At 63.6% G+C, this 15002-nt stretch carries 12 protein-coding genes; 5 read left to right on the top strand and 7 right to left on the bottom strand.

Annotation, left to right across the window (positions count from 1 at the left end; translation table 11 throughout):
• Window positions 1–19 precede the first annotated feature (19 nt).
• Both M5C98_RS12160 and M5C98_RS12155 read left to right on the top strand, forming a co-directional pair.
• On the top strand, window positions 20–3298 hold the full coding sequence (locus tag M5C98_RS12160; RefSeq protein ID WP_272553047.1) for a type I restriction endonuclease subunit R: 3279 nt from the start codon (window positions 20–22) through the stop codon (window positions 3296–3298).
• Window positions 3299–3567: 269 nt separating this feature from the next.
• A complete protein-coding gene (locus M5C98_RS12155) occupies window positions 3568–4533 on the top strand; it encodes a tripartite tricarboxylate transporter substrate binding protein (RefSeq protein WP_272553046.1) in 966 nt (321 codons plus the stop codon).
• Between the two features lie 8 nt (window positions 4534–4541).
• Here the strand turns inward: M5C98_RS12155 and M5C98_RS12150 are convergent, their stop codons facing one another.
• The gene (locus M5C98_RS12150; protein ID WP_272553262.1) at window positions 4542–5441 is read right to left on the bottom strand and encodes a LysR family transcriptional regulator; all 900 of its coding nucleotides are present in this window, start codon (window positions 5439–5441) and stop codon (window positions 4542–4544) included.
• A gap of 160 nt (window positions 5442–5601) precedes the next feature.
• Here M5C98_RS12150 and M5C98_RS12145 point away from each other — a divergent pair, with 160 nt between their 5' ends.
• The gene (locus tag M5C98_RS12145) at window positions 5602–6555 is read left to right on the top strand and encodes an NAD-dependent epimerase/dehydratase family protein (RefSeq protein WP_272553044.1); all 954 of its coding nucleotides are present in this window, start codon (window positions 5602–5604) and stop codon (window positions 6553–6555) included.
• A 158-nt stretch (window positions 6556–6713) separates the two neighbouring features.
• Here the strand turns inward: M5C98_RS12145 and M5C98_RS12140 are convergent, their stop codons facing one another.
• A complete protein-coding gene (locus M5C98_RS12140) occupies window positions 6714–7481 on the bottom strand; it encodes a hypothetical protein (RefSeq protein WP_272553043.1) in 768 nt (255 codons plus the stop codon).
• 43 nt (window positions 7482–7524) lie between these two features.
• Entirely contained in the window at window positions 7525–8340 is an 816-nt protein-coding gene (locus M5C98_RS12135) for a DUF2167 domain-containing protein (RefSeq protein ID WP_272553042.1), read from the bottom strand.
• 335 nt (window positions 8341–8675) lie between these two features.
• Between M5C98_RS12135 and M5C98_RS12130 the strand changes: the two genes are divergently transcribed.
• The gene (locus M5C98_RS12130; protein WP_272553041.1) at window positions 8676–9626 is read left to right on the top strand and encodes a class I SAM-dependent methyltransferase; all 951 of its coding nucleotides are present in this window, start codon (window positions 8676–8678) and stop codon (window positions 9624–9626) included.
• Window positions 9627–9691: 65 nt separating this feature from the next.
• Here the strand turns inward: M5C98_RS12130 and M5C98_RS12125 are convergent, their stop codons facing one another.
• Window positions 9692–10054 (bottom strand): response regulator, encoded by a 363-nt coding sequence (locus M5C98_RS12125; protein WP_272553040.1) that lies wholly within the window; start codon window positions 10052–10054, stop codon window positions 9692–9694.
• A 55-nt stretch (window positions 10055–10109) separates the two neighbouring features.
• On the opposite strand from M5C98_RS12125, the gene M5C98_RS12120 reads away from it, so the two are divergent.
• Complete coding sequence (locus tag M5C98_RS12120) at window positions 10110–11231, top strand: sensor histidine kinase (protein ID WP_272553039.1); 1122 nt, start codon at window positions 10110–10112, stop codon at window positions 11229–11231.
• A 209-nt stretch (window positions 11232–11440) separates the two neighbouring features.
• Here M5C98_RS12120 and M5C98_RS12115 read toward each other — a convergent pair whose 3' ends face one another.
• The 3 genes from M5C98_RS12115 to prpC are packed head-to-tail and all read right to left on the bottom strand — an operon-like array spanning window position 11441 to window position 14986.
• Window positions 11441–12307: an isocitrate lyase/PEP mutase family protein gene (locus tag M5C98_RS12115; protein WP_272553038.1), complete on the bottom strand. Its 867-nt coding sequence runs from the start codon at window positions 12305–12307 to the stop codon at window positions 11441–11443.
• 4 nt (window positions 12308–12311) lie between these two features.
• Window positions 12312–13763, bottom strand: a complete 1452-nt coding sequence (locus M5C98_RS12110; RefSeq protein WP_272553036.1) for a bifunctional 2-methylcitrate dehydratase/aconitate hydratase — start codon at window positions 13761–13763, stop codon at window positions 12312–12314.
• Between the two features lie 59 nt (window positions 13764–13822).
• Entirely contained in the window at window positions 13823–14986 is a 1164-nt protein-coding gene (gene prpC, locus M5C98_RS12105) for a bifunctional 2-methylcitrate synthase/citrate synthase (protein WP_272553035.1), read from the bottom strand.
• Window positions 14987–15002: the final 16 nt, after the last annotated feature.

Below are 15002 nucleotides of genomic sequence, written 5' to 3'. Positions count from 1 at the left end.
CAGCCCCACCTCTCCGACCATGAGCGACGCAGCCACCGAACGCATCTTTCAAGACGACATCATTCGCCAGTTGCTGGCAAATGGCTGGTTGCTTGGCTCGCCGGACAAGTACAACCGTGAGCTGGCCCTTTACCCCGAGGATGCGCTGGGCTTTGTGCAAGAGACGCAAGACGCGCAGTGGCAAAAGTTTTGCGCCAACCACCCCAAGGATGCGGAGCAGAAGTTTTTGCAACTGATTGCCGCGCAACTAGGCAAGGCCGACCCGAATGCCACGCACAAAGACAGCCGCACCTTTGGCACGCTGGGCGTGTTGCGCCACGAGTTGCGCGACCGCAATGCGCGCTTGTCGCTGTGCCAGTTCAAGCCCGAGCACGACCTGAACCCGAACACGCTGGCCCGCTATGCCAAAAACCGACTGCGCGTGGTGCCGGAGCTGGTGTACAGCCCGTGGTGTACCGATGCCTGCTTTGCGGAGACAGGTGCCAAGGCCAAGGCGTGGCGCATTGACCTGGTGCTGTTCTTCAATGGGCTGCCGGTGGCCACGCTGGAGCTGAAGAGTGAGTTCAAGCAAGCCGTGGACCGCGCTGTTCGGCAGTACAAAACCACGCGCCTGCCCGTGGACCCGGTGGCCAAAAAACCGGAGCCGCTGCTGACCTTCAAGCGCGGTGCGCTGGTGCACTTTGCGGTGAGCCAGTACGAGGTGCACATGGCAACCAAGCTGGAGGGGGAGGGCACGTACTTCTTGCCCTTTAACAAAGGCACGGCAGACGGCGGCGCGGGCAACGATGTGCCGCAGGACATGAACCGCTACGCCACCGATTACCTGTGGAACGAGGTGCTGCTGCCGGACAATCTGCTCAACATCCTGGCCCGCTTTGTGCACCTGCAGATTGAGGACAAAGAAGACTGGGAAGGCCGCAAGTACAAGAAGGAAAGCCTGATCTTCCCGCGCTACCACCAGTGGGACGTGGTGGGCAAGCTGCTGGCGGCGGCGCGCAGCGAGGGGCCGGGGCAGAAGTACCTGGTTCAGCACAGCGCGGGGTCTGGCAAGTCGAACTCGATTGCCTGGGTGGCGCACCAGCTCTCGTCGCTGTACAAGGCCGATGGCAAAAAGCAGTTTGACTCGGTGATTGTGGTGACCGACCGCACGGTGCTGGACGCGCAGTTGCAAGACACGATCTACCAGTTTGAGCACACCGATGGCGTGGTGGGGCGCATCAACAACAAAGAGGGCGATGGCTCCAAGTCTGAAAAGCTGGCCGCCGCCCTGGAGGCTGCCCAGCCCATCATCATCGTCACCATCCAGACCTTTCCGTTTGTGCTGAAGGCGATTGAAAACAGCGTGAGTCTGAAAGACCGCTGTTACGCCATCATTGCCGATGAGGCGCACTCGTCGCAAAGCGGCTCGACGGCGCGGCAGCTCAAAGAGGTGCTGATGAAGGAGGCCGGGGAGGAGGGTGAAGAACTCGATGGCGACGACATCATTGCCGCCACGGTGGCGGCGCGGCGCGCATCGGGCAACCTGAGCTACTTTGCCTTTACCGCCACGCCCAAGGCCAAGACGCTGGAGCTGTTTGGCCGCGTGCCGCGCCCGGACGAGGTAGCGTCAAGCACCAACAAGCCAGCGGCCTTCCACGTGTACAGCATGCGCCAGGCGATTGAGGAGGGCTTCATCCTCGACGTGCTGAAGAACTACACCAACTACAAAGTGGCCTACAAGCTGGCCCTGAAGGTGCAGGACGCTGACGCAGAGGTGGAAAGCAAGCGCGCCAAGGTGAAGCTGAACCAATGGGTGCGCCTGCACGACCACAACATTGCCCAGAAGGTGATGGTGATTGTGGAGCACTTCAAAAGCAACGTGATGGGCTTGCTGGGCGGGCAGGCCAAGGCCATGGTGGTGACCAGCTCGCGCAAGGAGGCGGTGCGCTACAAGCAGTGCTTTGACAAGTACATCGCGGACCAAGGCGAAAAACCTGGCTACCAGAAGATTCACGCCATGGTGGCGTTTTCGGGCGAGGTGGAGTTCACCGACAAAGACCCGGCTGCGGCGGGCCAGACCACGGCGGGCGATAAATTCACCGAGACGAACATGAACCCGAACCTCAAGGGCCGCGACATGCGCAAGGCTTTTGATTCGGACGACTACCAGGTGATGATCGTTGCCAACAAATTCCAGACCGGGTTTGACCAGCCCAAGCTGTGCGCCATGTATGTGGACAAGAAACTGGCCGGGGTGGAGTGCGTGCAAACCCTGTCGCGCCTGAACCGCACCTACCCGAACAAGGCCGAGACGGGCACCTTTGTGCTGGACTTCTTCAACGAGCCGGACGAGATTTTGGCGGCGTTTCAGCCCTACTACCAGACGGCGGAGCTGCTGGATGTGTCAGACCCGAACCTGATTTTTGTGCTGCAGGACAAGCTGCGGGCAGGGGGCATTTTTACCTGGCAGGAGGTGGAGCAGTTCTGCGCGGCGTTTTATGTGAAGAACAAGAGTAACGCGGCGATTGCGAATATCTGCAAGCCTGCGGTGCAGCGCTGGCAGCTGCGCTACAAGTCGGCGGTAGAGGCCTTCAAGATCGCCAAGGAGATGTTTGAGCGCACCCAGAAGACGGGCGATGCCGTGCTGATTGCGAACGCCGAGAAAAGCCTGAAGGAATGCCAGAAGGCAAAGGACGCGCTGGAAATCTTCAAGAAAGACCTGGGCACCTTTGTACGGTTTTACGAGTTCATGTCGCAGATCGTGGATTACGACGACACCGACCTGGAAAAGCTGAGCCTGTACGCCCGCAACCTGCGGCCCATGCTGCGCGAAACTTTGCTGGACGAAGACGACATTGACCTGGGCAACGTGGTGCTGAGCCACTACCGCGTGGCCAAGATACGCCAGCAGGATCTGGTGCTGAAAGAAAACAGCGCGGAGTACAAGCTGGAGCCCGGCGAAGGCCTGGGCACGGCCAAGCCGCAGGAGCAGAAGGAAGAGTTTCTGTCGCAGATCATCCACCGCCTGAACGATGTGTTTGTGACCGACCAGCTCACCGACAAAGACATGGTGAACTACGCCTACACCATCCGCGACAAGGTGGGCGAGAACGCCAAGGTGATGAAGCAGATCGAGAACAACTCGCCCGAACAGGCCCTGCTGGGCGACTTCTCCAAGGCGATAGACGACGCCATCATGGACAGCAGCGAAGCCCACCAGAACCAGATGATGCAGTTGCTGGCCGACCCAGGCAAAGCGGCAAACTTTGCGCGGATTGTGTTTGATCTGCTGGTGCAGGGGCAGGCCAAAAACTATTGATGTTAGAGATTGATGTCAGAGGCGGTGCGGCTCATCGGCATGGCGGTGGAGATGGCGCATGGCAGCTTCACGGCCGGGCCGCCGCTGAAGAAGCGAGCAAACCCTCTATCTAGGTTGCTACCGAATCAGTAGCTGGCCGCGCAGATACCGTAAGGGCTGCGCGGCTTTTTTACTTTTGGGATGCGCTGGCCCCCTATGATCACCCATCCATCTGCGCCTGTGAGCTGCGCGCGCGGACGTGCAAGACCACCACAACGGAGACATTTCCCATGCGATTGAAGTTCTGCGTGCCGGCTGCGATGCTAGTCCTGTCCGGCGCTGCCCTGGCCGCCTGGCCCGAAAAGCCCATCACCCTGGTCGTGCCGTTCCCGCCCGGCCAGGCCACCGACATCTTCGCCCGCGCCCTGGCGGAAAAGCTTGGGCCGCGCCTGGGCCAGCCGCTGGTGGTGGACAACAAGGCCGGCGCGGGCAGCAACATCGGCACAGAGCAGGTGGTGCGCGCCAAAGCGGACGGCTACACGCTGGTGATGGCCGGCAGCGCGATGGCGGTGAACCAGACGCTGTACCGCAAGGTCAACTTCGATCCGCGCAAGGACCTGCAGGGCATCAGCCTCGTCGCCAAGGTGCCGCTGGTGTTCCTGGCGCACCCCCAGTCCGGCATCAAGACCATGAAAGACCTGGTGGTCAAAGCCCGGGCCGAGCCGGGCAAGCTGAGCTATGCCAGCGCGGGCATCGGCGGCACGCAGCACCTGAGCGGGGAGATGGTCAAGGCGCGTGCCAGGATCGAGATCGAACACATTCCCTACAAGGGCAGCGGGCCAGCGCAGGCCGACTTCATCGGCGGGCAGGTGCCCTTGATGGTGGATTCGGTGACGGCGGGCCTGACGAACATCCAGGCGGGCAAGGCCGTTGCGCTGGGCGTCACGTCTGCCACGCGCTCCAGCCAGTTGCCGAACGTGCCGGCGATTGCCGAAACCGGCCTGCCGGAATTCAAGGGTTTCGAGGCCGTGGGCTGGCTGGGCCTGATGGCGCCCAAGGGCACGCCGCGTGCCATCGTGGACCGGCTGAACCACGAGGTGGTGGACATTCTCTCCAGCGCCGAGATGCAGAAGTTCATGCGCGACCGCGGCTCCGAGCCATCGCCCAGCACGCCCGAGGCGATGGACCAGTTCGTCGCCAGCGAGATCGTGGAATGGGGCAAGGCCGTGAAGCAGTCCGGCGCGTCGGTGGACTGATCGATGCCTTAAGCGCCTTGGAGGATGTAGCGGCCCAAGCCTGTGGCGAGTGCCGTGAAGGTCACGGCGCAACGCGGGCTCTCGCGCAGGTCTTCGTGCATGACGATCCAGGTGTCCAATGCGGGCGAAAACCGGGATGTCAGCACGCGAACCAACGATGGGTCCCGGGCCGCCAGCGCGACCTGGCAAGCGCCGATGCCAAAGCCTGCCCGGATGGCGGCCAGTTGCGCCAAATCGCTGTCCGCACGAAACGCCAGGCCCGGACGCGAAAACACCGGGAACTGGATCTGCATCTTGCGGATGAACGCGGTCCCGTGGTCGAAGCCGATCATCGAATGGTTGGCCAGTCCCTTCATCGACTTGGGCACGCCATGGGTCGCCAGGTAGTCCTTGTGCGCATGGAGGCCCAATTCGATAGCGCCCACACGCTTGGCGACCAAGGCATCTTGCGTGGGCTTGAACATGCGCACTGCAATATCGGCCTCGCGGTGCAGCAGATCGTCCGCTGCATTCGATAGCACCAGCTCGATGGTCAGTTGCGGATGCTTGCCGCGCAGTGCTGACAGGATCGGAGGCAGCACCTCGACCCCGATGATCTCGCTGGCCGTGATGCGCACGGTGCCGCGAACGCCTGCCCCGTGGCTGCTGGCAACGCGGCGCAGCGCCGCCGCAGTGTCCGCCAGGCCGGCGGCATAAGGCTTCAGCTCCCACGCTGCGTCGGTGGGCGTGAAGCCGTCGAACGATCGCGTGAAGAGCTTCAGTGCCAGTGCGGTTTCCAGGCTGTCGATGTGGCGGCCCACGGTGGGCTGCGTCAGGCCCATGGCGCGCGCAGCGGCTGAGAGCGAGCCTGTTTCCAGAACCTGAAGGAAGGTGCGATACCACTCCCAGTTGGGCTCGGCGTCGGTCATGGTATGCATTTGTTTATAGGTGGAATGCAATTTTAGGCAATTTTCTTTTGAGTGCATTCATCGCAAACTGCTGTCTCGCACCGCAAAAACAATGCCGTCGAATCAATGCAGGGCTCCTTCTCAGCCCTTTCGCTTCACGCCCCGCCTCAGGAAAATCACCATGTCCCCAGTCAAATTCGCACTCTTCGGCTCAGCAGGCGCCATAGGCCAGAGCATCGCCGCCGCACTGCGGGCCAAGGGCCAGCATTACCGCGTGGTCGGCCGGACCCGGTCCAGCCTGGACAAGGCCTTCGGTGCCGATTCGCTGGCGGACATCGTGACCTGGAACCCTGACTCCCCGGATTCGGTGCAGGCCGCAGCCAACGGCGTGGAAACGCTGATCTACATGGTGGGCGTGAACTACTGGCAGTTCGAACTGCACCCCGATCTGATGCGCAAGACGCTGGCAGGGGCCATTGCGGCGGGGGTCAAGAACATCGTGCTCATCGGCACGGTGTATCCCTATGGCCGCCCCCAGGCCCGCCCGGTGCGCGAAGACCATCCGCGCGCACCGCACACCTTCAAGGGGCGCATGCGCAAGGAGCAGGAAGATTTGGTGATGCAGGCCCATGCCGATGGCCGCATCCACGCGACGGTGTTGCGCCTGCCGGATTTCTATGGCCCTGGCGTGCAGGCCAGCCTGCTCGACGGCGCCGCGCAGGCTGCCGTGCGTGGCGGCACCGCCAACCTGGTGGGCCCCATCGATTCTCCGCATGAATTCGTTTACGTACCGGACGTGGGCCCGGTGGTCGCGCAGTTGGCCGATACCCCCGCTGCGTTCGGCAAGATATGGAACCTGGCTGGTGCAGGCGTGACCACGCAGCGCCACATGGTGGCTGAAATGGAGCGCCAGACCGGCAGCAAGATACAACTTCGGGTGGCTGGCAAGACGATGCTGCGGCTGCTCGGCCTGTTCAATCCGTTCATGCGCGAGTTGGTGGAGATGAATTACCTGATGACCGACCCACTGATCATGGACGACTCGGCCCTGCGGCAACTGATGGGCCCCATCCACAAGACACCGTATGCGGAAGGAATCCGCCAAACACTGGCCGCCGCGGCGAGCCTGCGGTAGCCAATGGCGTTCTGATGCGGGATAGACCCGCTGAGTCGAATCGGAAGGCTTGCGCTGCACCGCCATTTCACCGCTCATTGCCTGGGGTACGAAGCACTCGAAAGCAACGCATACCTCGCGCCTTCGAGCCTGCAGCGCAGTTACGGTGTTTGGCCTGCTTACGGTGTTTGGCCCTGCGTGCCAGTCTCGGTGCTGGCTTGCAGCCGTCCATGGGCTGCGCCGAGCCGCTGCAGCATTTCGACTCGGCCTTCCGCCTGCGCTTCGTCCATGCCCGCCTCGATGACGGATTGGGCGCGCTGTGCGAGGTCGCGCCATTCACCCGGCTCCAGCAGGGTATGGGCCGCCTGCAGCCAGTCGCAAGGGGGCGAATGGGCCGCCGACAGCTTGCGCACGGCATTGAGCGCAAACGGCGGACACAGAATGGCTTGCACTGCCACCGAACGGGCCGTGCGCCGGGGTGTGTGGCCGCGCTGTCCGTGCCGCCGCGCCAGCAGTGCGATCCAGAGGGCGAACCCATAGATCAACGCCAGGGCGCCCAGTTGCGCGGTTTCGCTGGGCCGGATGAACAACACGGTAGGCAGCAGCGCGAACAAAGCGGCGCCAAGCCCGTACAGCGGCAGCGCGAAGCCGGTAAAGCTGGCGGCATGTGCCTGCAGGTGCCGGACCGCCTGCGCATTGCCGGACAGATGGACATGTGCCGGGTCCCAGCGCAGCGTGTAGACAGGCTGGTGCGGCAACAGCAGCGCAGGCCACGCCAGGTAAGCCCAACGCACCTCGAACCCCTGCATTGCCAGCAGCCCCCGCCAGCCCGACCGGCCACGGCGCAATTGGCCCGCATCCGCGGCCAGCGGCACGCAGGCGTCGTACACATAGAAGGCGCAGATGGCGAGCATCACCTGCGCTTCAGGGCCGATCCAAGTGAGCACGGAGTGTCAGCAGTCAGGCAGGCGGGGTGCCGGGCCGCGGTACTCAGGCTTCTTTCTTGCCGCGGCCGAACAGCTTGCCGATGGCGCCGAAAAAGGCGGCCGCGCCGACGAGCAGAAATTTCCAGAACGCGGCGATGAAACCTCCGATGACCGTCCACAGGCCCTTTTTAGAAGCCACGGCTGCCGCTCCACCCAGCACGAGTGCGGCCAAGCCGATCTTGGCAAGCTTGTCACCATTTTTGAACTCGGCGTAGGTTTGGCCGCTGTTGTAGTTGAAGCCGGTCAGCACCTGCTTGAACTGCTCGGTGTCTTTTGCGAGGCTTTCTGGATCGGACACCAGGATGGCGCTCATCACGCCCGTGCGGCCCAGGATGCGCGAGGTGTAGTTGATGGCCTGGTGGCCGCTTTCGTCCCGCAGGCGCAGGCCCCATTCCAGGCGCTTGCTTTGCGCGTCGTAATGCGGCTCGACCTGCCAGCCCTCGGTGTACAGGGCCTCCATGCCCAGCTTCTTGCGCTGCTTGTTGCCTTCTTCATCCGCCGCCTTGATGGACGACAGCAACTCGGGTGCGTTGATCTTCTCGTCGTCCTTGATGTAGCCCGTGTCGTCGAACGAGAACACCGCGAACCAGTCCAGCGACCGCGGGGCGATCAGGTAGTGGTTGGGCGTGGGCGGGTTGCCGTACAGCTCCAGCAGCTTGGCGGTGTCCTTGTCGCCCAGGAAGGCATAACCCTTCGGAATCTTGACGGTGGCATTGCTGCCGATCTCGCCCTGGCCCTGGTCGATCCAGTGCAGTGCCTTCACTTGCTCCGCCAATTTTTCCTGGCGCTGCGATTCCGGTGCCTGTGCCCAAAGGCTCATGGACATGCTGATGCCAATAATGGCCGTAGCCAACGACTTGATCATTTCGAACCCTGTTATGAATTGGTTTTGAGGTTGCGCCAAGCCTTCTGCCAACCTGGGGCTGCAGCAAAGACCTCTCCTGCCCGGCGCAGCGCAAATGTACCCGGTGCTTTGCATGGGAAGGCCGCTTCGGCTGCACCTCGGCAGGTGTCCGTGCCTTTCTTCGAGAAGGTGCGCCGTGCGCCTGCGATATCGATTCCCTGGCGGTTTGCGCAGGCAGAATGCGCGCTGAAACCACCTTCTCTCCCCTGCGCGGCGCTGCCTTGCCCCGTGTGCCAACCGACACTCCTTCCATGCAACCCCTGCTCGATGCCATTGCCGCCATGGCTCGCCCCACCGATGCCCAACGCATTTTCCATGGCCGTGGCGGACTGTTTGCGGGATGCGAGCATTGGTCGCTGGACGCCTATCCGCCGGTCTTCGTACTCACCAGCTTCCAGCCCGTGGAGGAGGAAGACCTCGCCACGATCGGGGCCGCGCTGGAGGCCCGCTGGGCGCAGGTCGCACCGGGCGAGCCATTGAACTGGGTATTCCAGTGCCGGCACGAGCAACTGCGCGTGCAGGGCCGCGCGGAGACACGCCTGATGGCCGGCACCGTGCCGGACCCGCATGAGGTCACCGAGCAGGGCGCGCGCTTTCGCGTGCATGTGCTCAAAGGGCAGAACCATGGCCTGTTTCTGGACATGGCGCAAGGCCGGCGCTGGGTGCACGAGTACATCACGGCGCAGAAGGCCCGCGAGCCGCGCGGCGCCAAGGTGCTGAACCTGTTCGCCTACACGTGCGCGTTTTCGGTGGTGGCGCTGCAGGCTGGGGCCCGGCAGGTGGTGAACGTGGACATGAGCCATGGCGCCATCGCCATCGGCCAGCAGAACCACCAGCTCAATGGATTGACCACGGGCGCGAGCTTTCTTGCGCACGACATCTTCAGCACGTGGGGCAAGATCACGCGCGGCGGCCCCTACGGCCTCGTGATCGTGGACCCGCCCAGCTACCAAAAGGGCAGCTTCGTCGCCACCAAGGATTACGCGCGCCTGATGCGGAGGCTGACGGATTTGCTGGCACCCGGCGGCCACGCGTTGCTGTGCCTGAACGCACCGGAGCTGGGTGTGGATTTTCTGCAGGGGCAGATGCAGGAGCTGGCACCCGAACTGACGTTCGTTGAGGGGGTAGCAAACCCCGCCGTGTTTGCCGACGTGCAGCCGGAGCGGGCGCTGAAGGTGCTGGCCTACAAAGCGCCTGATTGATGGCGGGCGGCGGCAGCGCCGCACTCGCCTGGGATCGCGCCGCCACCCACCGTGTTTTCAAGGTCTCAAGAAAGAAATATGCCCATGAGCCGCTCGACATTCAGGGGCTTGGTCAATGCATGATTGAAAACCAGCCCGTCCTGATGCTGCGCCACTTCGGCGACGCTGCCCGACAGGGCGACCAGAATGGGTGCTTCGGTGGTGAGCCTGGAGCGGATTTCACGCGCCACCTGGGCGCCGTTCATGCGGGGAAGCATGAGGTCAAGAATGACTACATCGAAATGGCCGTTGAGCGCCTGCTCCAGGCCTGACAAGCCATCGTAAGCTGCCTGAACAGACAGATCGGGGTCTCGGATCATCAGCAGTTCGCAAAGCATGTCTGCAGAGTCGCGATGATCGTCGACAACCAGGACGCGTTTGGACTTCATATTTTCCTAGTAACTGCACACGTTACTTATTTTTAAGGCCGATCGGAGTATTGCCATGCGCCTTGCGCAGTTCATTCGCCACGCCCGGGAACAGATTCTTGCCGAGTCGTTCGCCTACGCGGCCCAGATTCCCGCACTGCAGGGCCTGGCCGCGAGCGTGCTGCGTAATCATCTTCCGCTGGTATTGAACACCATAGCACTGGATCTGGAGCAGCCTCAAAGCCGCACGCAGTCGATCGAAAAATCATTGGGTCATGCGGCGCCCCCTGCCGAGGAGACGCCTGCGCAATCCCATGGCACGCTGCGTGCCCGCGTCGGGCTCGACATCGAACAACTGGTGGCGGAATACCGTGTGATCCGTTCCTGCGTGCTTCGGTTATGGGCCGATCATGGCGATCCGGACAGGTTCGCCATGCAGGACACGCTGCGTTTCAACGAGGCCATCGACCAGGCGGTGGCCGAGTCGGTGGCATACCATGCCGCAGAAATCGGTAAGTGGCGGCACATTTTTCTGGGCGTGCTGGGCCACGATTTGCGCGGCCCCTTGAACGCGATGCTGCTGACCGCAGAATTGCTGGAGCGGGTCGAGAGCCAAGGCAACGGGCAGGCGATGTATCTGATCGGTGCACTGCTGCGCAATGGCCGCCGCCTGAATTCGCTGCTCGATTCACTGCTCGAATACAACAAGGCGACCCTGGGCGTTGGCATGCAATTGCATCGCGAGACGGTCGATCTGGGTGTGGAATGCCGGGAAGAGTTCGAGATGCTGCAGCGGGCATTCCCGAAACGGCAGATCCACCTGCAGATCACGGGCGATACCCGCGACGCATTCGACAAATCGCGGGTGCGGCAGGCGGTCTCCAACCTGGTGTCGAATGCAGTGCAGCACAGCCCGGAAGGCAGCCCGGTCACGGTGATCGTCGCCGGTCACGAGAAGGCCGTGGAGATCATCACCGAAAACGTGGCCGATCCGATTGAGCAAGAGGTCCTCGATACTCTGTTCGATCCTTTGCGACGCAACTCCAGCGAACTCGGCGCCTCGTCCGGGCATCTGGGCCTGGGCCTGTTCATCGTGCGGGAGATCGCCAAGGCGCACCAGGGCGAGGTGACTGCTTCGACGGCGGATGGCCTCATTCGCTTCAAGATGGTGCTTCCCAGAGCGCCGAAGACGGCTTGAGCGGCCTGCGCGCGCTTCTCGTTTTCATCCGATCGGGGAAATGGCAGACGCCAACGGGTCGATGGCGCGGTCGATGATCGTCTGCTTTTCCTCCTCGGCAAAGGCCTGCAGGACGCCTGCAGCGTCCGACCGGATTCGAAGTGCCGTGTGTTGATGGGGCGCAGGCCGGGCAATTCGGTCAGGTGGATGCCACGGGCGAGCCGCCTGCATCAGACATAGCGCTGCTCCAGCGCGTCCCATGCGGGCTTGCCCACCAGGCGTTGGCGCTCCGCAAAGGGGGTCACCAGAGCCTGGTCTTCGGCAAGGCGCTTGGTCTCGCGCAACACGGTGAGCGCCTTCTGCATGCCGGCCACCGCGCCCTGCAGCGCTGCGTTGGCGTACAGCACGATGCCGTAGCCCAACTGGCCGAGTTCTTCGGCCCCGACGATGGGCGTGTGCCCGCCGATCACCATGTTCATCAACTGCGGTTTGGCCAGGCGCGCGGGCAGTGCACGAATGCCCTCGGCGGTCGTGACGGCCTCGATGAACAAAACGTCCGCCCCGGCGTCTGCGAACCGTTGGGCGCGCTCGATGGCGGCCTCCAGGCCCAGGGTGGCGGCCGCATCGGTGCGCGCCATGATCAGCAGGTCGGGGTCATTGCGCGCATCCACCGCTGCCTTGATCTTGCCGACCGCCTCCTCGCAGGCAATCACCTCCTTTCCCGCAAAGTGCCCGCAACGCTTGGGCGCGACCTGGTCTTCGAGCTGGATGCAATCGGCGCCGGCACGTTCCAGCACGCGCACGGTGTGCCGCACGTTGAGTGCGTTGCCGAAGCCCGTGTCGGCATCGACGATCAGGGGCAGGGCGACCGCGTCGCGGATGCGTGCCGTGTGGTCGGCGATCTCGTGAAGGCCCATGAAGCCCTGGTCTGGCAGGCCGAACCACATGTTGGTCACACCGGCTCCCGTGACGTAGAGCGCTTCGAAACCCAGGTCTTCGACGACCCGGGCCGACAGCGCGTTGAACGCCCCCGGCACCAGCACGCCGCGGCGGGCCTCCACCAGTGCGCGCAGATGTTTGCGTGGGTTGCGGGCCATGGCGTCAGATCACGTAGAGGTCGATGTATTCGTGCACCGGCATCGCCTGGAGCCCTTGCGGGTCGAGCGAGGCCGCGAGGATCGCGTCCTGCTGCTTGCGCGGAAAGCTGCGCGCGAGGTTGTGGCGGAACTTGGCCTCCAGCAGCGGAATGCCTTCGGCACGGCGGCGCTGGTGGCCGATGGGGTATTCGACCGCCACCTCGGACAGGGCGCTGCCGTCGTTGAACACCACGGTCAGGGCGTTGGCGATGCTGCGCTTTTCGGGGTCGTGGTAGTCGGCGGTGTATCCAGGGTCTTCCACGCAATGGATCTTCGCTCGCAGCGCGTCAATGCGCGGATCGGCGGCCACGCCAGCTTCGTAGTCGGCCGCGGTGAGCCGGCCGAAAATCAGCGGCACCGCCACCATGTACTGAATGCAGTGGTCGCGGTCCGCCTCGTTGTTCAGCGGGCCCTGTTTGTCGATGATGCGGATGCAGGCCGCGTGCGTGCGGATGGTGATGCGCTGCACGTCATCCACGGTCTTGCCCGCGTCCTGCAGTTGCTGGTGCAAAGCCATGGCGGCCTCGACCGCGGTCTGGCTGTGGAACTCGGCCGGGAAGCTGATTTTGAACAGCACGTTCTCCGCCACGTAGCTGCCGTAGGGGCGCTGGAAGCGGAACGGCTGCCCCTTGAACGACACGTCGTAGAAGCCCCAGGTTTTGGCCGTCAACGCCGAGGGATAGCCCATTTCCCCGGTCTGCGCGATCAGCGCCAGGCGCACGGCGCGGCTGGTGGCGTCGCCCGCAGCCCAGCTTTTGCGGCTGCCGGCGTTGGGCGCGTGGCGGTAGGTGCGCAGGGCTTGTCCATCGACCCAGGCCAGCGACACGGCGGCCAGCGTTTCGTCGCGCGACAGGCCCAGCAGTTGCGACACCACGGCGGTCGATGCCACCTTGACCAGCACCACATGGTCGAGCCCGACCTGGTTGAAGGAGTTCTCCAGCGCGATCACGCCCTGGATCTCGTGCGCCTTGACGATGGCGACGAGCACGTCGCGCACCATCAAGGGTTTCTTGCCCGCCGCCACGGCGTTGCGGCTGAGCCAGTCGGCCACGGCCAGGATGCCGCCCAGGTTGTCCGATGGGTGGCCCCATTCGGCGGCCAGCCAGGTGTCGTTGAAGTCGAGCCAGCGGATCAGCGCACCGATGTTGAACGCGGCCTGTACCGGGTCGAGCTGGAACTGGGTGCCGGGCACTTTCGCGCCATGGGGCACCACCGTACCCTTGACGATGGGGCCGATGAGCTTGCGAGCGGCGGGGTATTCCAGCGCTTCGAGCCCGCAGCCCAGGGTGTCGATGAGGATGTGGCGGGCGGTGCTGAGCGCCTGTTCGGAGGTCACCTCGTAGGTGAGCGCGTAATCGACGATATCGGCGATGGCCTGGTCGTATTCGGGGCGGATGTTGCTGATGGGCGCGGACATTGGAGGCTGGGGTATCGAGTAGTGGTGAAAAAGGAAGGGCGGAATGCACCGATGCGGCTTCAGGTGCGGTCCGCCAGGGCGACGAAGGCCTGGTCTTCGGGGCCGGTGTAGTTCGCGCTGGGCCGGATGATCTTGTTGTCGATGCGCTGCTCGATCACATGCGCGGCCCAGCCGCTGGTGCGGGCGATGACGAACAGGGGCGTGAACATGGCCGTGGGCACGCCCATCATGTGGTAGCTCACGGCGCTGAACCAGTCCAGGTTGGGGAACATGTTCTTGACCTCGCGCATCACGGCCTCCAGCCGGTCTGCGATATCGAACATGCGGGTCGATCCCGCCTCCTGCGACAGCGTTTTCGCGACGCCCTTGATGACCGCGTTGCGTGGATCGCTCACGGTATAGACCGGGTGGCCGAAGCCGATCACCACCTCCTTGGCCTCGACGCGGCGGCGGATGTCGGCCTCGGCTTCGTCCGGGTTGTCGTAGCGCTTCTGGATTTCGAACGCGACCTCGTTGGCGCCGCCGTGCTTGGGGCCGCGCAGCGCGCCGATGGCGCCCGAGATCGACGAATACAGGTCGCTGCCCGTGCCGGCGATAACGCGCGCGGTGAAGGTGGAGGCATTGAACTCGTGCTCGGCATACAGGTTGAGCGAGGTGTGCATGGCGCGCTCCCAGCTCGCTGGCGGCTTGCGGCCATGCAGCAGGTGCAAAAAGTGCGCGCCGATGGAGTCGTCATCGGTTTCCACATCGATGCGCCGACCCTGCGTGGACCAGTGATACCAGTACAGCAGCATCGATCCGAGCGATGCCATCAGCCGGTCGGCAATGTCGCGTGCGCCGGGCGCGGGGTGTTCGTCCTTCTCGGGCAGGGTGCAGCCGAGCGCCGACACGCCGGTACGCATCACGTCCATGGGGTGGGCATGCGCCGGAATCTGCTCCAGCGCCGACTTGACGCTGGCCGGCACCCCGCGCATCGCCCGCAGCCTGGCCTTGTAGGCGCGCAACTCGGCGGCAGTGGGCAGCTTGCCATGCACCAGCAGGTGGGCAATCTCTTCGAACTCGCAGACTTCGGCGATATCGAGGATGTCGTAGCCGCGGTAGTGCAAGTCGTTGCCGGTGCGTCCCACGGAACACAGCGCCGTATTGCCCGCCGTGACGCCGGACAGGGCCACGGATTTCTTGGCTCGGGCGCCCGTGGGCGCGGTTGCGTTCGCGAGAGTCATGCGAGGTCCTTTGAAA

Source organism: Acidovorax sp. NCPPB 3576 (assembly GCF_028473605.1).
GTDB lineage: Bacteria > Pseudomonadota > Gammaproteobacteria > Burkholderiales > Burkholderiaceae_C > Paracidovorax.
Note: the sequence above shows the minus strand (reverse complement) of the source record. Positions and strands in the feature narration are given on the sequence as shown.

Bases quoted from the DNA above. Each gene is read 5' to 3' on its own strand.
- M5C98_RS12160 (WP_272553047.1), top strand. From the start codon at position 20: ATGAGCGACGCAGCCACCGAACGCATCTTTCAAGACGACATCATTCGC.
- M5C98_RS12155 (WP_272553046.1), top strand. From the start codon at position 3,568: ATGCGATTGAAGTTCTGCGTGCCGGCTGCGATGCTAGTCCTGTCCGGC.
- M5C98_RS12150 (WP_272553262.1), bottom strand. From the start codon at position 5,441: ATGACCGACGCCGAGCCCAACTGGGAGTGGTATCGCACCTTCCTTCAG.
- M5C98_RS12145 (WP_272553044.1), top strand. From the start codon at position 5,602: ATGTCCCCAGTCAAATTCGCACTCTTCGGCTCAGCAGGCGCCATAGGC.
- M5C98_RS12135 (WP_272553042.1), bottom strand. From the start codon at position 8,340: ATGAGCCTTTGGGCACAGGCACCGGAATCGCAGCGCCAGGAAAAATTG.
- M5C98_RS12130 (WP_272553041.1), top strand. From the start codon at position 8,676: ATGCAACCCCTGCTCGATGCCATTGCCGCCATGGCTCGCCCCACCGAT.
- M5C98_RS12125 (WP_272553040.1), bottom strand. From the start codon at position 10,054: ATGAAGTCCAAACGCGTCCTGGTTGTCGACGATCATCGCGACTCTGCA.
- M5C98_RS12120 (WP_272553039.1), top strand. From the start codon at position 10,110: ATGCGCCTTGCGCAGTTCATTCGCCACGCCCGGGAACAGATTCTTGCC.
- M5C98_RS12115 (WP_272553038.1), bottom strand. From the start codon at position 12,307: ATGGCCCGCAACCCACGCAAACATCTGCGCGCACTGGTGGAGGCCCGC.
- M5C98_RS12110 (WP_272553036.1), bottom strand. From the start codon at position 13,763: ATGTCCGCGCCCATCAGCAACATCCGCCCCGAATACGACCAGGCCATC.
- prpC (WP_272553035.1), bottom strand. From the start codon at position 14,986: ATGACTCTCGCGAACGCAACCGCGCCCACGGGCGCCCGAGCCAAGAAA.